Raw genomic sequence first — 14,744 nt, 5'->3', positions numbered from 1 at the left:
ATTTTTCTTCATGTTAACAAAAAATATTTGTTTTTTCAAGGAATTTTATAATATTTTTATGAGAATAATATTTTTCAAGTCAAAAACCGAACTTTTATCAAAAAAACATCCCCACGGCTACTACCGTGAGGATCTGAGAATACCATCAGAACTTTCAATTAGTCTCCTCTGAAAACATTTGAACAGAGGCTGCCACAACTCCACTCTCCAGCATGGTTCTGGTCTGTTTGATTGTGTAGTAAATTGCGGTGGCATCAGATGAGCCGTGAGCCTTGACGACTGGAGCCTTCAAACCCAAGAGGACGGCGCCGCCAGCTTTTTTATAGTCCATGGCACCTAAAGCCTGTGTCAGGCTTGATTTGAGGAGAAGACCGCCGATTTTAGCCAGCACGCCACCTGTTTTTACCGCCGATTTGACCTGACTGACAACGGCTTTGCCTGTTCCTTCGATGGCTTTCAGCACTGCATTGCCCGTAAATCCGTCAGAAACGACCACATCACAGACACCCTCGAGCAGGTCTCTGGCTTCAACATTTCCGATAAAATGAATGGCGGGGTCCTTGCTCAACAGATCATAGGCCGCTAAGCGCAAGGGGTCTCCCTTGGTCGATTCCGTTCCGTTATTGAGCAGACCGACACGAGGTCGGGCGATGCCACGCACCTTTTGGGAGTAGAATGTTCCTAGAACCGCATACTGGTGCAGGTGCTCGGGCTTACTCTCTGCGTTTGCTCCCAAGTCCATCATGTCAAAGCCCTTGCCATCCATGGTTGGCAGGGTGGACATGAGACCCGGACGGTCAATGCCCTTGATGCGCTTGATAATCAGCTGTCCAGCAGCAAGCAAGGCACCTGTATTCCCTGCCGAGATGACAGCATGAGCTTCCCCGGCCTTGACACTCTTAGCCGCTAAAACCATAGAAGCCTGCTTTTTCTGACGAAGAGCCAGCGTCGGCTCATCGCTTGAGTCGATTTTTTCATCCGTGTGGACAATGCTCACGCGCTCTGTCGCTGTAAGGTACTGCCTGATGGCATCCTCCTTACCATATAGCACGACAGATAGGTCGGAGAACTCTGCCAGAGCACGATTAACTCCCTCTACCACAGCTTGAGGAGCATGGTCCCCTCCCATGGCATCAATTGCAATGATGTGTTTTGTCATCAGTCATTTCCTTTCACGTTTTTCTCAATTATAGCAAAAAACAGCTGAAAAATCAGCCGTTTCGGTTTTTCATCACATCTCCCCACTTCTGAAGATCATCGATAAATGTCTTACTCTTGAGCTTGATACCGACATAGTCCTCATAGAGTTGATCGATAACCAGCCGTAGTTTAGCTTTCATCTCAGGACTTAGGGAGATTTTTTGTAAGTCGTCAAAGGAAATGGCCTGAAACCGATTGAGCAGATAAGGCACATTGGGATCGAGATGGCTACGCCGGTCATCCTCATGGTAATGTGCAGGGCAAATAAGCCCTGAATACTTGAAGGAAAAATCAAAGGCCTGACCCACTCGGTGACAGAAGACACACTCGTTGAAGTTGAGCTGAACACCCAGTCGATCCAAAAGCTGGATTTCAAAAATATTGGTCAGAACCTCATGATCCATGCCCTCTTCCATCAGCTCTAAGGTCTTGCAAGTAAAGGCAAAAAGCTGACTATCATAGACATTGTCCACAATTGCCGCATCTGCCAGCGCCACGATGTAAGTCGCGTGAGCCAGTAGAAAAATATCATCGTTAATCCGCTTAAAGGTCTGAACAGAACGATAGTCCTCGATATAGGAGAGCCCTGTTTCATTGATTTTTAGGATAAAATCTGCCACAGTCAACGGCTGAATAACCGAGGCAAGTTTCGACTGGCTCGCATGACGGACGAAGAACATCCGTTTGCCCAGCTGCTCGGTAAATATCTTGACCAATTTGTCATCTTCACGATAGTTACGATTGTAGAGGATTAGCCCCCTGCTCTCCCTAAGCTCCATACTGGACCATAAATTCTTTGAGCCGCTCCATAGCTACCTGAATAGTCTCCATAGAAGCCGCATAGGAAATCCGCAGGTAGCCTTCACCGTACTGACCAAAGGCCACACCCGGAATCAAGGCAACAGCCTTTTGCTGGGCAAACTCTTGCAAAAACGCGAAAGAATCTTGTCCTTCTTTGACGGGAATTTTAGCGAAGATATAAAAGGCGCCATTTGGACGGATAATCTCAAAATTCATAGCGGTCATCTGCTCGATGATGTAGTCACGACGCTTGATGTACTCCGCCTTCATCGGCAGAGCATCGTCTTTGCCGACCGTCAGAGCTGCAATAGCTGCGTACTGGGTCGCCGTGTTGGCAGCTGTCACCAGGTACTGGTGGCTCTTAATCAGCTGCTTGGCAATCGCTTCAGGCGCAAAAATCAAGCCCAGTCGCCAGCCAGTCATGGCATGGGATTTAGACAAGCCATTTATGACCACAGTTTGGTCGCGGAGGTATTCTCCGATAGATACATGGGACTCATCAGTATAGGTCAGCTCTGAGTAGACCTCGTCACTGATGACAAAAATCTCGTACTTGCGCAACACATCCGCCAGAGCCTTAATCTCTTCTCGCGAATACGTTACCCCTGTCGGATTCGTTGGGTAATTAAGGATAACTGCCTTGAGCTTATCCCCTTGCTCAAGGATAGCCGCCTCCAGCATATCAGGCGTCAGGACAAAGCCGTTGGCCCTGGTATCAATCTCAACAACATCCGCGCCCATGAGGTTGACGATTGGTTCATAGCCAGGGTAAGCAGGTGCTGGCAAAAGCACGGTATCACCCGCCTCTAAGATAGCTGTCAAGGTTGCTGACAAAGCCTCTGTTGCCCCGATGGTCACGAGAACTTCCTTGTCAGGGTCATAGCTGAGCTGGTACTTGTCACGCACAAAGTCAGCAGCTGCCTGACGTAGCTCTAACAAGCCTGCCATACCTGTGTAATGGCTCTTATTAGCATCGATGGCAGCCTTGGCTGCTTCCTTGACATGGTCGGGCGTGGTAAAGTCCGGTTCCCCCAAGGTTAGACGAACGATTCCAGGAATGCTCGAAATCGACTGGTCAAATTGCCGAATGAGAGAAACCTCAATCCGGTCTAAATTTTTATTAAAACGATTGGACAGTGACATAAAACCTCCTTGTTAGCCGAAAAACAGATCAACTATTCTCCGATTGATAACAACAGAACATCTCCTATCAGTCACAGGAAGGGAACAGCTACAAAGTTGTTAAAACTCCCTTGCAAGGTTTTTAGTGATGTGTTCTTCCATTATACCAAAAGAGCTGGGAAGCCCAACTCTTGTTACCTTATTCAGTGATAAACTGTCTCAACAGCCCATTGACAAATTTGCTTGAAGTCGTATCAGAATAGGTCTTGGCAATCTCGATAATCTCGTTAAGAGCGACGCGATCAGGGGTTTCATCGAAATAAACCATCTCGTATAACCCCAAGCGAAGAAGCGTTTTATCAACTAAAGTTAAACGCTCCAAGCTCCACTTTGTCTTGAGCTTGGTTTCAATTTGTGCATCTAGTTCAATCCTATGGGTAGTCACACCTTGAACCAAACTGAGCAAAAAGACTGGCACGTTCACCACATCATCTTCTGCAAAATCCTTATCATGCGTATAGGCGAACTGGCTAGCTGTCACCACATCTCCACCAAATTCTAAACTGAGAAGCGCCTGAAAGGCGCGCTCCCGTAAGTCACGTCTGCTGTCTGTTATTGCCTTAGTCATCCAGAAAATCCTCGTCAAAGAGGGATTTGAGATCTGGTTTAGGTGTCTTATCCGCCACAATCCCCACGACATGTACGTTAACGGCAGAAACATCCAACTCTGCCATGTCATGAATCGCAGCCTTTACAGCTTTTTGGATAGCAATCGAAACGGCTGGAACATTGACCCCATACTCGAGATAAACATAAAGATCAACTGCCAAGCTACCATCTTCTAAACCATCGATATAGACACCGCGACCAAGGCTAGTTTTACTAAAGGTATCCGCCACTTTTTTGTTGTGGAGCGAGTGAACCCCCTCAACTTTGGTTGTTGCGATACCAGTAATGACCTCCAATACACGAGGAGCGATAACAATATCACCAACTGCTACTTGTGTCATCTTTTCGTCCTTTCTGTCTTGGCAATACTGCCAAGCTATGCTCTACTCATTGCCCTAGGCACGAGAAATATAAGTACCCTCAGCTGTGTTAATGATCAATTTCTGACCGATTTCGATAAAGTCTGGGACGTTAACCACCAGACCTGTCTCAAGAGTCGCTGGTTTACCTGAACCTGTCACGGTTGCTCCTTTGATAGATGGTTGTGTGTCAACAACCGTCAATTCAACCGTTGTTGGAACAGTAACACCAATCACTTCTGTGCCAAAGAATTGGATTTTCACTTCAGCATTTTCAAGGATGTATTTAAGCTCTTCTTCGACATTGGCCACTGGGATTTCGTACTGGTCATAAGTCTCTAGGTTCATGAAGAAAGCTGTTCCATCCATCTGGTAGAGGTACTGAGCTGGCACAGACTCGATGATGGCTTGCTCAAACTTTTCATCTGGACGGTAAGTCGTATCAAACGTTGACCCTGAACGCACATCGCGCAATTTCATCCGCATAATGGTGTTGCCTTTACCTGGCTTATGGTGGCTAGCTTCTAACACTCTAATCAACTTGCCATCAGCGGCAACAAAGGTCATGCCCGCACGTAATTTACTTGCTTCAATCATGTGTATTCACCTCTAAAATTCATATTATCACTTCATTTTACCACAAATGGGCTATTTACTCAAATCTTTTCTTTTGGGAAATGGCAGAGCAAAGACCAAAACATCTCCTCAAAACAATGACTGCCATAACTCCAGCTTAAGAGGTTCAATTATGGTTGACCAACCAATTGAGTAAAGAAGTGTCTCAGATCCTCGTTCTTTGTTTCTGTAAAATACAGTCGGTTTTCTGGGTTGCCTTGGTTCTGCTGGGTAATCCAAACCTGGCCTTCACCTTGAGGATTAAGCGTGAAAAGGTAAAGGTGTTGGGACATAGAACGATTGTCCTCACTGTCCGCATAGACTGCTACGACCGCAAGCTGATTTGACTGGGCATGACCGTCCATGCTCCAGAAGAGTTCTGGGGTTTGACCATTCATATCTGCAGTCATGGTAGCAGTTGCTGTCAATACGCCATCTGGAATCGGCACCCCAAAAAAGTTTCCTAAAGTTGCTGGCGTGTAAGATTTATAGGTTTGCCCCAAAGCCGGTCCCCAGTCGGTTAAGATATAGTCTTTCAACTGAGCAGATTTTTCTTCCGTCCACCCCCCCGTCCGCTCAGAAGATGCAGGTTTAGTGGTCGTCGATGACGAAGACGTCGAACTGGTCGCTGTATTCGTTGTTGTTGATAGTTGCGACGAAGATGGGGCGGTCGGTTTCTGAACTTGTTGACTACAGGCGACAAGACCCAAAGAACTTAGAAGCAACTGAACTAAAATAGACGATCTTTTCATCAGATTTCTCCTTACTTATGCTAGCCAGATAGGGCTATTTTCCCCCCAAGGTCAAGGTCGGTACATCGTGTTGGACACAGGTAACGCCTTTCTTGTCCATGAGGGCAATGGCAAAGGGATGAGACCGATAAGCTGTTTTGTAGGTAATCTTACTGATGCCTGCTTGCAAGAGAGCCTTGGTGCAGTTGATACAAGGGAAATGGGTCACGTAAAGCTCCGTCCCATTGGTCGAAATCCCCTCCTTGGCGCACTGAATGAGCGCATTCATCTCCGCATGGACAGTGCGAATACAGTGCCCATCTTCCATATAATGCCCTGCATCATCGCAGTTATCAGTTGCTGATACCCCGCCGTTGTAGCCCGTGGCAATGATGCGGTTATCCTTGACCAGAACTGCACCAACAAAGGCACGGTCACACGTTGACCGCTTGGAAATCAGTTCGGCATTTGCCATGAAATAGTCTTCCCAGGATAGGCGATTGCTCATCTCTTTTCTCCTATGCTTATAACACAATCAATTCCTTAGGCGCCTTGGTCAGGACTTCGCAGCCTGTTTCGGTGATATAGAGGTCATCTTCGATACGGACACCGTAGCGCCCATCGAGGTAAATCCCAGGTTCATCAGTCACCACCATACCAGCCTGCAAGTGACCAGTACCACGACCGAAAAACGGCTCCTCATGAACATCCAGTCCCATGCCGTGACCGATACCGTGGGTAAAATGCTCCCCATAGCCAGCGTCAGCAATGATGCCTCTCGGCACCCCGTCATAGTCTGCGAAACTGAGCCCAGCCTGTGCTCGCTCAATCAGCGCAGCATTAGCCTGCAGGGCAACCTCATAAATGGCACGCTCCTCGTCGGTCGTCTGCCCGATGTGAATGGTCCGCGTCATGTCGCTCACATAATGCTCAAAAACACAACCAAAATCCAGCGTCAGGCTCTCATGCTGAGCGATAACCTTGTCGCTAGCGACCCCATGGGGCATGGCAGAGCGGTATCCTGAAGCAACGATGGTCTCAAAGGACACGCCAGTTGCCCCTAGCTCACGCATGCGAAAGTCGAGGAAGTTAGCTACCTCACGCTCGGTCTTGCCAGGTTTGATAAAGTCCAGCGCATCCAAGAAAGCTTGGTCAGAAATCTGGCAGGCCTGACGAATGATGGCAAGCTCAGAAGCGTCTTTAATCTGACGCAACTCTTCCACAAATCCATAAACAGGCTTGAGCTCATAACCCTCAAAGCGGTTAGCCAGTGCCTGATAATAAGCATAAGATATCTGATTGTCAAAACCGATAGTAGCCAGTTGCTCATCGGCAATGAGCCGAGCAATCTCACCCAGCGCATCGCGGCTATCCACCACTTCAAAGTCAGTAATCACCTGCTTAGCGATGAGGATATAGCGACTATCGGTGACAAAAATACGGCGTTGCTGGCTGATAAAAACCGTTCCAGCAGAGCCCCAAAATCCTGTCAGGTAATAAATATTTTTCTCACCCGTCACCAAAAAGCCATCAAGCTCTTCAGCCCTCAATTTCTCTAAAAACCGTTCTAAACGTGTCATGTTCATCATGTCCTTTCATTGTTAAATGCTCCTGCGATCCGCGCAGCAGCTTCCATAATAAGGGCTTTAGGTGCAGCGGCATTGAGACGGAAACAGCACTTGCCCTCGCGCCCAAAGGTCAGCCCGTCATTGAGCTGCACCTTGGCCTCTTCCTCCAAACGTCTCGCAACCTCACTGTGCTTGAGCCCATAAGCAGAAAAATCCAGCCAAAGCAGATAAGTCGCCTCTGGTCTCATAACCCTAAGGTCTGGGAGTTCTTTGGCAAAATAGCCGAGCAGGTCGCTGATATTATCTTCCAACACCACTTTTAGTTCTGTCAACCACGGTAGCCCTTCCCTCAAGGCCACCTCCGTAGCCACAAAACCGAGGTTTGAAATCTCATGTTGGTTGTTGGCCAGCTGACGGTCGGTAAATGCTTTCCTCAAGTCAGGATTCTTAATAAGGACAAAACTGTTCTTTGTTCCTGCGATATTAAAGGTCTTAGTTGCTGAAGCCAAAATAATAGCAAACTCAGCAAAACTGCGATCCACTGTATAAAAAGACTGATGTCTCTTGCCCCAGAGGGTCAAGTCCTGATGGATTTCATCAGACACCATGATGACCCCATACTGACGGCAAATCTCCCCCAAACGTTTCAGCTCTGCCATGTCCCAAACTCGCCCACCAGGGTTATGAGGATTACAGAAAATATAGAGCTTCACGCTATTGTCGACAATGTCACGCTCCAGCTGATCGAAATCAATGGCAAAACGACCGTCCTCAACGACCAGCGAGTTAGTCACAAGTTTGCGTTTATTGAGCTTGACCGAGCGAGCAAAAGGGGGGTAAACAGGGGTGTTGATCAGGACAGCGTCTCCTTCCTCCGTAAAGGCCTGAATCGCCGTTGAAATGGCTGGCACAGCCCCCTCAATGAGAACGATGTCCTCGCGTGCCACCTCAACCCCATGCTGGGTTTTCTCCCAGTCGATAATCGCTTCAAAAAGGCTATCAGCTGGCGCATCGTAACCAAAGACCGAGCGCTGGGCAAACTGGGTCAGGGCAGCAGTCATCTCAGGAAAAACCTGAAAGTCCATGTCCGCAATCCACAACGGCAATAAGTCCTTGTCCTCACGCGTCTTTTGCCACTTAATCGCATTGGTGGCGAGACGGTCTGGTAAGCTGGTGAAATTATATCGTGTCATCGCATCTTCCTCCTTTAAAGGTGGCGGTAGTGCCAGTCATCCTGATCGTGGTAAAAGTAAAGTTCAGATAGCTTCTCGTCTTCAAAAATCGGCAGCATCTCTGCAAAACCGTCCGCTAAATCAGCCGCTGTAAGCTCTGATCGTTCCATCCAGAAGACCTCCCCCTCATCAGACGAGCTCAAGTCACCTGAAAAGGTACTGGTCTTGTAAAGAAAGACAATGTAGCGATATAGACCTTTATTATGGGTAAACTGCTTAATCCCGCAGAGTTGCAAATCGGAAACTGTCAATCCTGTTTCTTCTTTAACTTCACGGATGACAGATTGGACAACACTTTCTTGTGGTTCAATTTTCCCACCTGGAAAAACAAGACCAGGCCAGTCAGGGTCTTTACGGTTCTGCACCAAGACCTTGGTCCCATCTGTCACCATGCACATGTTGGTTAAGATAACTGCTTCTGTTTTTGGCATCTTATCCCCCTAGTCAGCTAGCGCCTGTTCTAAATCCCAAATCAAATCAGTCACATCCTCAATACCGATGGACAGACGGAGCAAGTCGTCAGTCAAACCGTAGGCATGACGGGTCTCAGCAGGAATATCCGCATGCGTTTGGGTCGTCGGATAGGTGATTAGACTCTCAACCCCACCCAAACTTTCCGCAAAGGTGAAAATCTGTAACTTATTGAGCAAACTTGGAATCTTGCGCTCGTCTTGCAGCTTGATGGACAGCATGCCACCCTTCCCTGGATAAAGGACTTCCTTGATGTGAGGAGAGTTCTCCAGATGGCTGACCAAGTCACGGGCATTAGCGGTAGCTTTTTCCATACGAAGCTTGAGGGTCTTGAGCCCTCGCATGAGCATGTAACTGTCAAAAGGCGACAAGACAATCCCTGTTGTGTTGAGATTGAAAAAGAGCTGATCGTAGATGGCTTGATCATTAGTGATTACAGCTCCAGCCAGCACATCGTTGTGCCCACCCAAGTACTTGGTCGCCGAGTGAATGACTAAATCTGCCCCCAATTCAATTGGCCGCTGATAAATCGGTGTATAGAAGGTATTATCAACGACGGTTTTAGCTCCGACAGTCTTAGCCTTACGAGCAATTGTCGCAATATCAAACTCGTTCATCAGCGGATTGGTCGGCGTTTCGATGAAAACCACATCCACCGTCTCATCCAGTAACGTCAGCATATCATCTTCTGTATTGGCATAGACAAAACGAAACCGCCCTTGCTGCTCTACCTTATCAAACCAGCGGAAGGACCCACCATAAAGGTCACGGCAGGCTAGCACTTTTGCCCCCACAGGGAAAATCTCCATGGCCAGCATAAGCGCACTCATGCCTGAGCTAGTCGCCATCGCATAATCTGCTCCCTCAATCGCCGCCAAGGTTCGCTCCAAGTTAGTGCGGGTAGGGTTTTTAGTGCGGGTGTAGTCAAAACCTGTCGACTGACCAAACTCTGGGTGCTGGTAGGTCGTTGAGAAGTGGATGGGCGACACCAAAGCCCCAGTCTGCTCGTCCATCCGAATACCTGCCTGCGCCAGCTGCGTCTCTAATTTCAATTCCTTATAATCCATAACCATCTCCATTTGTTCTTTTTCTTTCTATTTTACCATGATTTCGGAACAATAGCAGAGCAAAAACAAAGTTTTTTCACGCCACTCCTATCAGGACAGACATCACTGTTAGCCGTTCTTCAGAAGCAGTTTTTGAAACAGCAACAATGACAACAACACTAGACGATCGTCTAAAAAACCAAGCTAGCTACCCAGAAGGATTAAATCGCACTGATAACACTACAAAAGAGCTTCAATCATAACAAAAAGTGCATAAGGTCAAGCCCTCGCCCTTGACCTTATGCCTTTTTCTCACAGTTTTATTATTTATTCGATTTTTATGCCGCTCGGTTACCTCATTGTTCAACACAGCTGTCTAAACCGCTTCAAGCGTTAACGAATCCGGCAAATGTCCCTTAAACGTTGGGCGCGTTGACCTAGCAACTTATCGAGACTGCGTGTTTTGAGAGATAGATACCCATAGACCATCATTCCGACACTTGCACCAACAACAAGGTGAACAGCCGCCAGTAAACGGCTAGACGGTTGGATAACTAAACTCAAGCTCCAATAAACAGCAAAAACAGGCACACACATGAGCAAGGTATTGCGAGCGATGAGGGCAGTATCTCTGACTAAAATGTTGGGATTAAACTGAGTAACCGCACGCAAGTGACGATAGAAGAGGATTGATGGGACTAACAAGGCTAAAGCTGTCGATAACACTGGCCCATAAGCCTGAAACAGGAATAGCAAGGGCAGTTGAGTGAGCAACTTCACCACCACACCATAGTAGAAATAGCGGACTGCCGCCCGGCTTTCATTGACCGCATGTAGGACTGGTGATAGGGCAAAATAGGTACATTGCAAGAAGGTCTGAACAAGTGTCGCGATAAACAAGCCTATGGCCAAATTTTCTGACGGGTTATAGAAGACAACATAAAGTGGTTCTGCCAGTAGAATAGCCCCCATCAATGCAGGCAGAGCAAAGACTGTCAGCATTTGAAAACCATTGAGCATCAGACGAGCAACCCCGCGCTTATCTCCCTTGAGGTGGCTCTCCGTCAATAATGGGATACCGACATCACCAATCGTAATTGCCACCGCCACAATCAGCATAACTATCTTATTGGGATTGGCAGATAGGTAGGCATAAATAACGGTCAGGCGCTCCTTACTATCTTCCGTGAGGAATAACAAAACGTTAACAAAGGTTGCTTGATCGATTAACTGGTACAGCTGAATGGCAACTCCTGTCAAAATCATCGGAATCGCTGTCCGAAACGTTTCCTTGATGAGTTGCAAACTTTCCTGATACTGCACCTTAATTGGCGATGCTTTCAGAAATTTACTCAAGAGCCCAGACTGCCAAAAATAATACCCCAACACAGCAAAGCTAGCAAACATACCAACAAAGGCAGCAAATGTCGATTGGGTGACAGCTGACACGTAGTCTTTTGACCCCATTTTCATGATGTAAAAAGTGGTCAACAGCATCCAAATGACACGGATAAGCTGTTCTGCTAACTGACTGAGAGCATTTGGTTTAACATGGTGATAGCCCTGAAAAATACCTCGACACACACTCATCATCGGAAAGACCAGGACAGCCAAAGTCAAGCTTCTAAGCACAGGAACTAAGGTCTGTTCTGCGCCTGACAACCGTGATAAGAGCGGTGCCCCAAGGTATAAAATAGAGGCGAAAATAAGACCCGACAGGAACATGATGCCGATAAATTGTTTAGCTAGTCCAATCCCTTTGGCTTCTTGGTCAATCGCATTATACTTAGCAATCTGTTTTGAAATTGCTGTGTTAATCCCTGTCGTGGATAGCACCAAAAAAGTCGCATAGAGGGTGTAGCCCATGCCATAAAGAGCGTTAGCTTGTGGTGCAACCTTACCCATCCAAGCATACCACGGAATGATATAAACCGCCCCTAGCAAACGTCCTGCGATGTTAGCGAAAGTCAACCAGGCTGTCCCTCGTAACATCTTCTCTTCTCGGCTGAGCTGGTTTGTTTGACTGTTTTCTTCTACCACGTGTTATCCTAATCTTTCTATAGTCTATCTTTTTATTATAAACTTTTACCTGTCACTTGTAAAATGCCAGCTTTGGGTTTACAATAGAGGTATGATAAACCTATTAGAGATTTTTGAGATATTGAAAGCAGATGACAACCTTGTCACTCTCGCTCCTAGCTGGGCTGACACCAGTTTTACCAAACTCAGCTACGATAGCCGTCAGGTCGATGCAGATACCCTCTTTTTCGTCAAGGGGGCTGGCTTTGACCCTGTTTATCTGGAGCAGGCTGTTCAGGCTGGTCTGACCTATTATGTGGCAGAAAAAACCTACGATGTTTCCTGCTCTACTATTGTCGTCAAAGATGTCAAACGTGCCATGAGCCTGATTGCCATGCGCTTTTACGACAATCCACAGGATAAGCTGAAACTGTTGGGCTTTACGGGCACTAAGGGTAAGACCACTGCTGCCTACTTTGCCTACCATATCTTGCGCCAAAGCCACAAGCCTGCTCTGCTATCGACCATGAGCACAACCCTAGACGGCGAGACCTTTTTCAAGTCCCAGCTGACCACACCTGAAAGTCTGGATCTCTTTGCCATGATGGCTGAAGCGGTCAAAAACGGTCGCTCCCACCTCATCATGGAGGTGTCCAGCCAAGCCTACCTGACCAAGCGGGTCTACGGACTAACCTTTGATGTCGGGGTCTTTCTCAACATCACGCCCGACCATATCAGCCCCATTGAGCACCCGAATTTTGAGGACTATTTTGCTCACAAGAGGCTCTTATTGGACAATAGCCGAGCGGTTATCATCAACGCAGGCATGGACCATGCCGAGGTTGTGCTTGAGCAGGTGGCAGGTAGAGACCTTGACACTTACGGTAAGGATTCTGATAACCGTGTCGTGACCTCATCTGCCTTTGACTTTACAGCGACAGGAAAATTAGCTGGGCAGTACAGCATCCAACTGCTGGGGGATTTCAACCAAGACAATGCTATCGCTGCTGGATTAGCCTGTCTACGATTGGGGGCTAGCTTAACTGACATCAGGTTAGGCATCGCTCAAACCACCGTGCCAGGTCGGATGGAGATCCTAACTCAAACGAACGGTGCCAAGGTTTTTGTTGACTATGCTCACAACGGTGACAGCCTCGACAAACTCATCAAGGTGGTGACAACTGCCCAAACAGGACAGGTCTTTCTCATTATCGGCTCGACAGGCAATAAGGCTGAAAGTCGCCGTGCCGATTTTGGACGCGTCATCAATCACTACCCTGAACTACAGATTATTTTAACGGCAGATGACCCCAACCGAGAAGATCCTTTTGCCATCTGCCAAGAAATCGCTAGCCACATTAACCGTCCTGTCACCATCGAAGTGGACCGTGAAGCAGCTATCCGACTTGCTCTCTCACAAACCAAAACCAGTCAGGATGCTGTTATCATCGCTGGCAAAGGCAGGGATGCCTACCAAATCATCAATGATCAAAAAGTCCCTTACCAAGGGGACTGGGAGATTGCTAATCAGAACTTGTAAGATAAAAAATCCGCCCAAGGGGACGGATTTTTTAAATTTATTTGACAGTTGCTGTGCTGGTGATAACTTCAACTGCTTTTTTCATCGCAACATCGTGCTTGAGCATCTCTGGTGAAAGGAGGCTACGCACTTGTTCAACTGGCATGTTGTATTCTGTTGCCAAATCGTTGATTTCTTTTTCGATTTCTTCATCAGTTGCCTCAAAGCCCTCTGCTTTAGCAATCGCTTCGATAACAAGATTTGTACGAGTACGTTTTTCAGCATCGCCTTCAAATTGCTTGTGAAGGTCATCTTGTGTTGTTCCTGTCAACTGGAAGTACATGTCTGGTGAAATGCCTTGGCGTTGCATGTTACCCATAAACTCGTTCATGGCACGGTGAACTTCGTCGTGAACCATTTCTTCTGGGAGGTCAACGATTTCTGCATTAGCGACAGCGAGTTCGAGCGCAGCCCCTTCGACCGCATCGTCATAAGCAACAGCTTTTTCAACTTCCAAATCTTTGCGATACTTCGCTTTTAAGTCGTCAAGAGTTTCAACGTCTTCGTCGATGTCTTTTGCCAATTCGTCATCAAGGGCAGGAACTTCTTTAGCTTTGACTTCATGGACAGTTGTGACAAAGAGGGCGTCTTTGCCAGCCAAATCTTCTGCCTGATAGTTTTCTGGGAAAGTCACGTTAACATTGACCGTCTCACCAGCCTTGCTACCAACCAACTGGTCTTCGAAGCCTGGGATAAATTGACCGCTACCAAGCGCTAGTGAGAAGTTCTCACCTTTACCGCCGTCAAACTCAACACCATCAACAGAACCAACGAAGTCGATAACAACAGTGTCTCCGTCCTCAGCCGCACCGTCTTTAACGACCAATTCAGCCAAGTTTTGACGCGCACGCTCGATTTTAGCATCTACTTCTTCGTCAGTTACTTCTTTAGTTTCAGTGACGTCGACAGCCAAGTTTTTGTAGTCACCAAGTTTTACTTCTGGCTTCGTCACCACTTCAGCTGTGATGGTCCAGTCTTGACCTTTTTCCATAGAAGCGATATCGATTTTTGGTTGGGCAACCACGTCCAAACCAAGCTCCGCAACAGCAGCCTCATAAGCGCTAGGCAAGATGCTGTTAAGAGCTTCCTCGTAGAGAGCTTCTTCACCAAAACGTTGGTTGAAGACGGCACGTGGAATGTTGCCTTTACGGAAACCTGGGGCGTTAAGATTTTTCTTGATTTTATTGAATGCCTTGTCAAGAGCTGGCTTGATTTGCTCCTGACCGATGGTGAAAGTGATCACACCACGGTTGGTTGTTTTGTTTTCAAATGTTGCAGACATGCTGTCACACTCCTTAAAAAAATAATATACAGCCTATTTTACCATATTTT

15 protein-coding genes are annotated in these 14,744 nt (G+C 47.2%); 1 reads left to right on the top strand and 14 read right to left on the bottom strand.

From position 1 onward, the window contains the following. Positions 1 to 154: 154 nt before the first annotated feature. From plsX to A3GW_RS0108725, 13 genes are all read right to left on the bottom strand, one after another. Positions 155 to 1,159, bottom strand: coding sequence for a phosphate acyltransferase PlsX (gene plsX / locus A3GW_RS0108785; protein ID WP_018368917.1), 1,005 nt, complete (start codon positions 1,157 to 1,159; stop codon positions 155 to 157). Positions 1,160 to 1,211: 52 nt separating this feature from the next. Further along, positions 1,212 to 1,979 (bottom strand): DNA repair protein RecO, encoded by a 768-nt coding sequence (gene recO / locus A3GW_RS0108780; RefSeq protein WP_018368916.1) that lies wholly within the window; start codon positions 1,977 to 1,979, stop codon positions 1,212 to 1,214. Further along, positions 1,969 to 3,144: a pyridoxal phosphate-dependent aminotransferase gene (locus A3GW_RS0108775; RefSeq protein ID WP_018368915.1), complete on the bottom strand. Its 1,176-nt coding sequence runs from the start codon at positions 3,142 to 3,144 to the stop codon at positions 1,969 to 1,971. The genes recO and A3GW_RS0108775 overlap by 11 nt, the downstream gene beginning before the upstream one ends. Before the next feature lie 178 nt (positions 3,145 to 3,322). Further along, on the bottom strand, positions 3,323 to 3,751 hold the full coding sequence (gene nusB / locus A3GW_RS0108770; RefSeq protein WP_018368914.1) for a transcription antitermination factor NusB: 429 nt from the start codon (positions 3,749 to 3,751) through the stop codon (positions 3,323 to 3,325). Continuing rightward, on the bottom strand, positions 3,744 to 4,133 hold the full coding sequence (locus tag A3GW_RS0108765; protein WP_018368913.1) for an Asp23/Gls24 family envelope stress response protein: 390 nt from the start codon (positions 4,131 to 4,133) through the stop codon (positions 3,744 to 3,746). Before A3GW_RS0108765 ends, nusB begins: the two co-directional genes overlap by 8 nt. A 54-nt stretch (positions 4,134 to 4,187) precedes the next feature. Next, positions 4,188 to 4,748, bottom strand: a complete 561-nt coding sequence (gene efp, locus A3GW_RS0108760) for an elongation factor P (protein ID WP_018368912.1) — start codon at positions 4,746 to 4,748, stop codon at positions 4,188 to 4,190. Between the two features lie 149 nt (positions 4,749 to 4,897). Continuing rightward, positions 4,898 to 5,518, bottom strand: coding sequence for a DUF4767 domain-containing protein (locus tag A3GW_RS11065; protein ID WP_018368911.1), 621 nt, complete (start codon positions 5,516 to 5,518; stop codon positions 4,898 to 4,900). Positions 5,519 to 5,552: 34 nt separating this feature from the next. After that, positions 5,553 to 6,005 carry a deoxycytidylate deaminase gene (locus A3GW_RS0108750; RefSeq protein ID WP_018368910.1) on the bottom strand — a complete coding sequence of 151 codons (453 nt, stop codon included), beginning with the start codon at positions 6,003 to 6,005 and terminating at the stop codon, positions 5,553 to 5,555. A gap of 16 nt (positions 6,006 to 6,021) precedes the next feature. After that, positions 6,022 to 7,083 (bottom strand): M24 family metallopeptidase, encoded by a 1,062-nt coding sequence (locus tag A3GW_RS0108745; RefSeq protein ID WP_018368909.1) that lies wholly within the window; start codon positions 7,081 to 7,083, stop codon positions 6,022 to 6,024. Continuing rightward, positions 7,083 to 8,258: a MalY/PatB family protein gene (locus tag A3GW_RS0108740; protein WP_018368908.1), complete on the bottom strand. Its 1,176-nt coding sequence runs from the start codon at positions 8,256 to 8,258 to the stop codon at positions 7,083 to 7,085. The genes A3GW_RS0108745 and A3GW_RS0108740 overlap by 1 nt, the downstream gene beginning before the upstream one ends. 14 nt (positions 8,259 to 8,272) lie before the next feature. After that, positions 8,273 to 8,728, bottom strand: coding sequence for an 8-oxo-dGTP diphosphatase (locus A3GW_RS0108735; RefSeq protein ID WP_018368907.1), 456 nt, complete (start codon positions 8,726 to 8,728; stop codon positions 8,273 to 8,275). A gap of 9 nt (positions 8,729 to 8,737) precedes the next feature. Continuing rightward, entirely contained in the window at positions 8,738 to 9,835 is a 1,098-nt protein-coding gene (locus A3GW_RS0108730; protein ID WP_018368906.1) for a cystathionine gamma-synthase, read from the bottom strand. A 372-nt stretch (positions 9,836 to 10,207) separates the two neighbouring features. Beyond that, positions 10,208 to 11,806, bottom strand: a complete 1,599-nt coding sequence (locus tag A3GW_RS0108725) for a putative polysaccharide biosynthesis protein (protein WP_051070805.1) — start codon at positions 11,804 to 11,806, stop codon at positions 10,208 to 10,210. Positions 11,807 to 11,945: 139 nt separating this feature from the next. Here A3GW_RS0108725 and A3GW_RS0108720 point away from each other — a divergent pair, with 139 nt between their 5' ends. After that, positions 11,946 to 13,373 (top strand): UDP-N-acetylmuramoyl-L-alanyl-D-glutamate--L-lysine ligase, encoded by a 1,428-nt coding sequence (locus A3GW_RS0108720; protein WP_018368904.1) that lies wholly within the window; start codon positions 11,946 to 11,948, stop codon positions 13,371 to 13,373. Between the two features lie 37 nt (positions 13,374 to 13,410). Here the strand turns inward: A3GW_RS0108720 and tig are convergent, their stop codons facing one another. After that, entirely contained in the window at positions 13,411 to 14,694 is a 1,284-nt protein-coding gene (gene tig / locus A3GW_RS0108715; protein WP_018368903.1) for a trigger factor, read from the bottom strand. Between the last annotated feature and the right edge of the window lie 50 nt (positions 14,695 to 14,744).

This window comes from Streptococcus entericus DSM 14446 (assembly GCF_000380025.1).
Lineage (GTDB): Bacteria > Bacillota > Bacilli > Lactobacillales > Streptococcaceae > Streptococcus > Streptococcus entericus.
This window is presented reverse-complemented; position numbering and strand designations above follow the sequence as displayed.

Excerpts from the sequence above, each read along its gene's own strand:
- A3GW_RS0108740 (WP_018368908.1), bottom strand. The coding sequence starts at position 8,258 with ATGACACGATATAATTTCACCAGCTTACCAGACCGTCTCGCCACCAAT.
- recO (WP_018368916.1), bottom strand. The coding sequence starts at position 1,979 with ATGGAGCTTAGGGAGAGCAGGGGGCTAATCCTCTACAATCGTAACTAT.
- A3GW_RS0108735 (WP_018368907.1), bottom strand. The coding sequence starts at position 8,728 with ATGCCAAAAACAGAAGCAGTTATCTTAACCAACATGTGCATGGTGACA.
- nusB (WP_018368914.1), bottom strand. The coding sequence starts at position 3,751 with ATGACTAAGGCAATAACAGACAGCAGACGTGACTTACGGGAGCGCGCC.
- A3GW_RS0108725 (WP_051070805.1), bottom strand. The coding sequence starts at position 11,806 with ATGTTACGAGGGACAGCCTGGTTGACTTTCGCTAACATCGCAGGACGT.
- A3GW_RS11065 (WP_018368911.1), bottom strand. The coding sequence starts at position 5,518 with ATGAAAAGATCGTCTATTTTAGTTCAGTTGCTTCTAAGTTCTTTGGGT.
- efp (WP_018368912.1), bottom strand. The coding sequence starts at position 4,748 with ATGATTGAAGCAAGTAAATTACGTGCGGGCATGACCTTTGTTGCCGCT.
- A3GW_RS0108765 (WP_018368913.1), bottom strand. The coding sequence starts at position 4,133 with ATGACACAAGTAGCAGTTGGTGATATTGTTATCGCTCCTCGTGTATTG.
- A3GW_RS0108730 (WP_018368906.1), bottom strand. The coding sequence starts at position 9,835 with ATGGATTATAAGGAATTGAAATTAGAGACGCAGCTGGCGCAGGCAGGT.
- A3GW_RS0108750 (WP_018368910.1), bottom strand. The coding sequence starts at position 6,005 with ATGAGCAATCGCCTATCCTGGGAAGACTATTTCATGGCAAATGCCGAA.
- A3GW_RS0108775 (WP_018368915.1), bottom strand. The coding sequence starts at position 3,144 with ATGTCACTGTCCAATCGTTTTAATAAAAATTTAGACCGGATTGAGGTT.
- plsX (WP_018368917.1), bottom strand. The coding sequence starts at position 1,159 with ATGACAAAACACATCATTGCAATTGATGCCATGGGAGGGGACCATGCT.
- A3GW_RS0108745 (WP_018368909.1), bottom strand. The coding sequence starts at position 7,083 with ATGAACATGACACGTTTAGAACGGTTTTTAGAGAAATTGAGGGCTGAA.
- tig (WP_018368903.1), bottom strand. The coding sequence starts at position 14,694 with ATGTCTGCAACATTTGAAAACAAAACAACCAACCGTGGTGTGATCACT.
- A3GW_RS0108720 (WP_018368904.1), top strand. The coding sequence starts at position 11,946 with ATGATAAACCTATTAGAGATTTTTGAGATATTGAAAGCAGATGACAAC.